The sequence below is a fragment of the Mycobacterium gordonae genome (assembly GCF_001417955.2).
Lineage (GTDB): Bacteria > Actinomycetota > Actinomycetes > Mycobacteriales > Mycobacteriaceae > Mycobacterium > Mycobacterium gordonae_B.
The window spans coordinates 1-4,653 of the sequence record NZ_LKTM01000096.1 but is presented as its reverse complement, the minus strand read 5'-3'; the positions used below and the strand labels follow the sequence as shown (position 1 = coordinate 4,653).

The following is a 4,653-nucleotide window of genomic DNA, read 5'->3' as shown; positions in this document are numbered from 1 at the left end:
ACCGCACGCGGGTCATCGCGACTATGTGACGCCATTTACCGCTGAAGATTCACCGCCACTTACCTCTGAAAATCACAAGCTGCTGGTCGCGCCGTCTCATTTCCTGTCTCACAGCGCGTGTCTCAGATCCTCGACGTTGGCAGGGAGTGAGACGGTGGGGGGATGACGGCGATACTCGGCTATGCGCGGGTCAGCACCATCGGCCAGGACCTCGACGCCCAACTCGCTGCGCTCGACGCCGTCGGTGTCGACACGGGTCGTGTATTCACTGACAAGCTCTCCGGATCGGCGAAGACTGCCCGGCCAGGGCTGGCTACCATGCTTGACTACGCCCGCGCGGGCGACACCGTGGTCGTGGCCGCGATTGACCGGCTCGGGCGCTCCGTGGCTGAGGTCACCCGGACCATCGCCGACCTTGGTGATCGTCGAATCACGTTGCGCGCCTTGCGAGAAGGGATCGACACAGCCACCCCGACAGGGCGGGCTGTGGCAGCGATTATGGCCACCCTGGCCGAGCTGGAACTCGAGCTCGGGCGCGAGCGGCGTACTGCGTCCCGCGAATCCCGACGTGCCCGGCGTCTGCCGGCCACCAAGCCGCCCAAGCTCAGTCCAGAACGTCAACAACAGTTGCGGCGATTGGCCGCGACCGGTGAGCCCGTGCGCGAACTCGCCGACGCGTTCGGGATCGGACGGGCTACCGCGTACCGCTATCTATCAGCAGCCGACGAGGACGGTGGCGGTGGACGGCGAAACCCGTCTGGCTTTGATCGCGAATTCTGACGCTAGTTGATCGCGAATTCTGGCGTCAGTGTTGGGGAGGTTTCAAGATCGCTTATCGCCAAATTTGACGTCATCTTGACGCCGTGTCGGCCGGATGGAACCGCCCACGGTCAGCCCGATCGGTCGGGAAACCTGTGGTGAGCTTTCCGTAGTGTGCTCGACTATGGGGCATACTGCTGCCGGCGCGATGGCGGCGTCGCGGTCGATTGGATGGGCATCTCGGGTGCTGACGAGACTGCGGCGCAAGGCGCGCAGGTCGGCGATCGCGGTATCGATCTCGTCAATGCGGGTGTCGATGAGCGTGCGTACCGCCGTGCATGGCGCCGTGCCGTGACGGCGGATGTCCAGGATGGCGGCGATGTCATCCAGGCGTAGGCCCAGTGTGCGGGCCTGACGGATGAAGGTGAGCACGGCGACGTCGTCGGCGCTGTAGAGGCGGTAGCCGGCCGGGGTGCGCGGGGGTTCGTCCACAAGGCCTTTCGCCTCGTACAAGCGCAGCGCCTTGCGCGTGACGCCGGCGCGGGAGGCGGCCTGTCCGGCGGTGAGAGTGTCCGAGGCCACGATTCCCTCCTGGTCAACTTGACCTGGCCCCCGGGGCCAGGTCGTACTGTCGTCTAGCTGGAACAACACCACAAGGAGGTCGATGATGCCATTTCGTGAGGGCGAGGTGTATCGCTGCCCGCTGCCGGAATGCGGATGCGAGGTGACGGTGACTAAGAGTGCCCCACCGGACTGTCAGGGACAGCAGAATCCGACCTGCTGCTGCGGACAGACGATGGAGAAACTCAGCTAGGCACCAACGCACCGGGGTGAGGCCCACACAGTGACCTCACCCCGGTTGCCGCCGGCCCGGGGACCGACCGACGTCGGACGATCACCGCACCCGCCGGCACGCACGGCCAGCGATCTGATCAAGGAGGCACGCGATGTCTTCCCCAGCTCCACCACAGCGGTCACGGGAATGGTTGCTGCGGACGTTGGCCGCCGCCACCTTCCTGATTTTCTTTCAGGCGTTCATGGTGGCACCACTCATTCCGCAACTGGCGCACGAGTTCCGAAGCTCTACCGATGTGCTTGGGCTCGCTATTCCCGCCTATCTCGTGCCCTACGGGGCGATGACCCTGTTATGGGGTCCCCTCTCGGATCGGATCGGCCGGAAAGTGGTGATCCTGGGGTCTGCTGCGGCTTTCGTCGTCCTCACCGCGCTGACCGCCCTAGCCGATGGCCCCGGCATGTTTATCGCGTTCCGCCTGCTGACCGCGCTCGGCGCCAGCGGGGTGGTGCCGATCTCCCTGGCCCTGATCGGTGATGTGTTCCCCTACCAGCGGCGCGGTCATGCGCTGGGCTGGCTGTTCGGCGCGATGGCCGGCGGCATGGCCTTCGGTTCCAGTGCCGGGGCGCTACTTGAACCGCTGATCGGCTGGCAGGGTCTGTTTCTCGGGGCGGCCGCGCTCGCCGCGATCGTGCTTGTGGCACTTACGGTTCGCCGCTCGCAGCTGCAGGGTGGGTCCACGCCGCAGCCTCGAAGCGTCGGACCGATCGCGCGCGGCTACCTCACGCTGCTGACCCAACAGCGTGCCCGCCGCACCTACGGCTATGTCCTGATCAACGCGGTGATCCACTCCGGCATCTACACCTGGCTGGGCCTCTACTTCAGCCAGCGCTTCGGTCTGACGCTGGTCGGTATCGGCCTGGCGTTGCTGCTCTACGGCGTGCCGGGTTTCCTGTTCGGTCCTGCCATCGGCCGTCTCGCCGACCGCTACGGGCGCGCCCGGCTCATCCCCCTCGGTCTGGCCGTCGCGGCCACCGCCGCGCTGCTCCTCGCGCTCCCTGTTCCGCTGATCCTGGCTGCGCTCGCTGTCGGGATCCTGTCGCTGGGCTACGACCTGACCCAGCCGCTGCTGGCCGGGATCGTCACCCAGCTGTCCGCCCAACGCGGCCAGGCGATGGGCCTCAACGTCTGCACCCTGTTCATCGGCTTCGGCGCCGGAAGCCTCCTCTTCCAAGCGCTGCTCGCCACCGGGTTCACCGCAGCACTGGCCGCGTTCGGAACCGGGGCGGCACTCGCCGCGGTCATCGCCCTGCACTTCTTCGCCAGTGAGACACCACAACCCACGCCGTCCGCCAAAGACCCGCGGTGACGTCATATTTCACGAACACGAACGTGCCCCAACACCTACGTGCTGTCGAGATACGCGATGAAACGGCGTCCGATTTCGCGACCAGAACCACCCGTCGATAGATGTCGGTGGCGGCACAAATATCGTGGGATCACTCATATCTGGTTGATCAAGGAGGCGTCTGTGCCGACCAATGAGAGCGCGTGTTTTCTGAAAAGACGCTTCAAGTGCGCTGTCCCAAAAACCTTCGTTATCGGGAACAGTTCGAAACCGTGAAGTCAGACCTGATCGATACGGGGTCGCATCATGTGTCGGCGATCGCCGTTCGTGGGTATCGGTCGTTTGCGTGAGGTGGTCTTGCCGCTGGGTCGGTTGACGGTGGTGACCAGCCCCCACGGAACCGATCGGGCGATGTCGTGTGATGTCGTGCGCTGTTGTGCGACAGCGGTATGATCAGGGTTGCCTGTTGCGCTGAGCTTCAGGAAGTGAACCCGGCAGCCTTCCGGACGGTGGGCGGGCCGGGTTTCGCGCATCCGTTGGCGTTAGACCTGTCTAACCGCGGTGATGACCGGTTCGATCCGCCGTTTCCAGTGGCCTCCACGTGCCCAGCACCAAGCGATGGCATCAGGCACGGCTGGCGATGTGGATGCTGGCAACCAGGACGTAGCCGCGCTCTTTGGTCTCGTCGACGTAGATGTGCCGGGCAGTCATGGCGGTGTCTCTCGTTGGGTCGCAGGGTTGGGTTGTTAGTCGCCCCTTCTGTGGGCTCCATCGGCCAACCCCTTGCGGCGTGCCAACACTCGCGTGACTCGCGTGACACTCGCGGACCGCGCTGCCAAACGGCGGCACGACGAGAAGAACTCCCCAGATGGCAAACCGCGATGTGAATGGCCATGAGAAAGTCCCCATCTGTGGCCAGTAGGAAGTCCCCACTGGTGGCCAAGTAGAAGTCCCCACTCCTTTGCGGGCTCGTCGTGTCTTTTCCGGGAGCTGAGGGCCTGGGCGGTGACGGTGATAGCGCCAACTGCCACCACACCGCCCAGGGAGCTCTATTGAAGTCTGCAAGGGAGCGTATGAACATCATTTCGGCGTATCACCAGGTCGGCACGTATCGTGGCGCGGCCGAGCTGTGCGGGACTACCCACAAAACGGTCAAACGGGTCATCGAACGGGCCGAGGGCGGTGGTCCGCCGCCGCGGGAGCGGCGGCCACGCAATCTCGACGCCTTCACCGATCTGGTCGCCGCGCGAGTGGACAAGTCGAACGGCAGGATCTCGGCGAAGCGGCTGTTGCTGGTGGCCCGCGCGGCCGGATATGGCGGCTCAGCACGGAACTTCCGTCGGCTGGTGGCGGAGCAGAAAGTGTTGTGGCGCAGACAGAACCGGCATCAGCGGCGTCCGGCGGTGTGGTCACCGGGTGACTATCTGGTGATGGACTGGGCTCAAGCCGCACCGGGGTTGTTGGTGTTCTGCGCGGTCCTGGCCTATTCACGGTGGCGGTTCGTGCGGTTTGCCGCCGACCAGAAGGCCTCCACCACGTTGGCGATGATCGCCGAGGCCCTCGAGGCCATCGGCGGGGTGCCGGCCAAGATCCTGGCCGATCGGATGGGCTGCCTCAAGGGTGGTGTGGTCGCCAATGTTGTTGTGCCGACTCCGGATTACGTGCGTTTCGCCTCTCACTACCCGTTGACTGAACTACGACACGCTTAACCACTGGTAGACACTCTTTTTCGGTGTTGTGGGTTAGCGTCTCG

General features: G+C 64.7%; 3 protein-coding genes and 1 pseudogene. 3 read left to right on the top strand and 1 reads right to left on the bottom strand.

Annotated features, from left to right (window positions below; all coding sequences use genetic code 11):
- Nucleotides 1-162 precede the first annotated feature (162 nt).
- Nucleotides 163-780: a recombinase family protein gene (locus tag AO501_RS10235; protein WP_055577609.1), complete on the top strand. Its 618-nt coding sequence runs from the start codon at nt 163-165 to the stop codon at nt 778-780.
- 42 nt (nt 781-822) lie between these two features.
- Here AO501_RS10235 and AO501_RS10230 read toward each other — a convergent pair whose 3' ends face one another.
- Complete coding sequence (locus tag AO501_RS10230; RefSeq protein WP_063892847.1) at nt 823-1,341, bottom strand: heavy metal-responsive transcriptional regulator; 519 nt, start codon at nt 1,339-1,341, stop codon at nt 823-825.
- A 365-nt stretch (nt 1,342-1,706) separates the two neighbouring features.
- On the opposite strand from AO501_RS10230, the gene AO501_RS10225 reads away from it, so the two are divergent.
- The gene (locus AO501_RS10225; RefSeq protein WP_055577608.1) at nt 1,707-2,921 is read left to right on the top strand and encodes an MFS transporter; all 1,215 of its coding nucleotides are present in this window, start codon (nt 1,707-1,709) and stop codon (nt 2,919-2,921) included.
- A 1,031-nt stretch (nt 2,922-3,952) separates the two neighbouring features.
- Nucleotides 3,953-4,582 (top strand): annotated as a pseudogene (locus AO501_RS10215) (helix-turn-helix domain-containing protein); the annotation flags it as partial.
- Nucleotides 4,583-4,653 lie beyond the last annotated feature (71 nt).

What these genes read in the sequence shown, in the direction of transcription:
- AO501_RS10235 (WP_055577609.1), top strand. Translation starts at nt 163, where the DNA reads ATGACGGCGATACTCGGCTATGCGCGGGTCAGCACCATCGGCCAGGAC.
- AO501_RS10225 (WP_055577608.1), top strand. Translation starts at nt 1,707, where the DNA reads ATGTCTTCCCCAGCTCCACCACAGCGGTCACGGGAATGGTTGCTGCGG.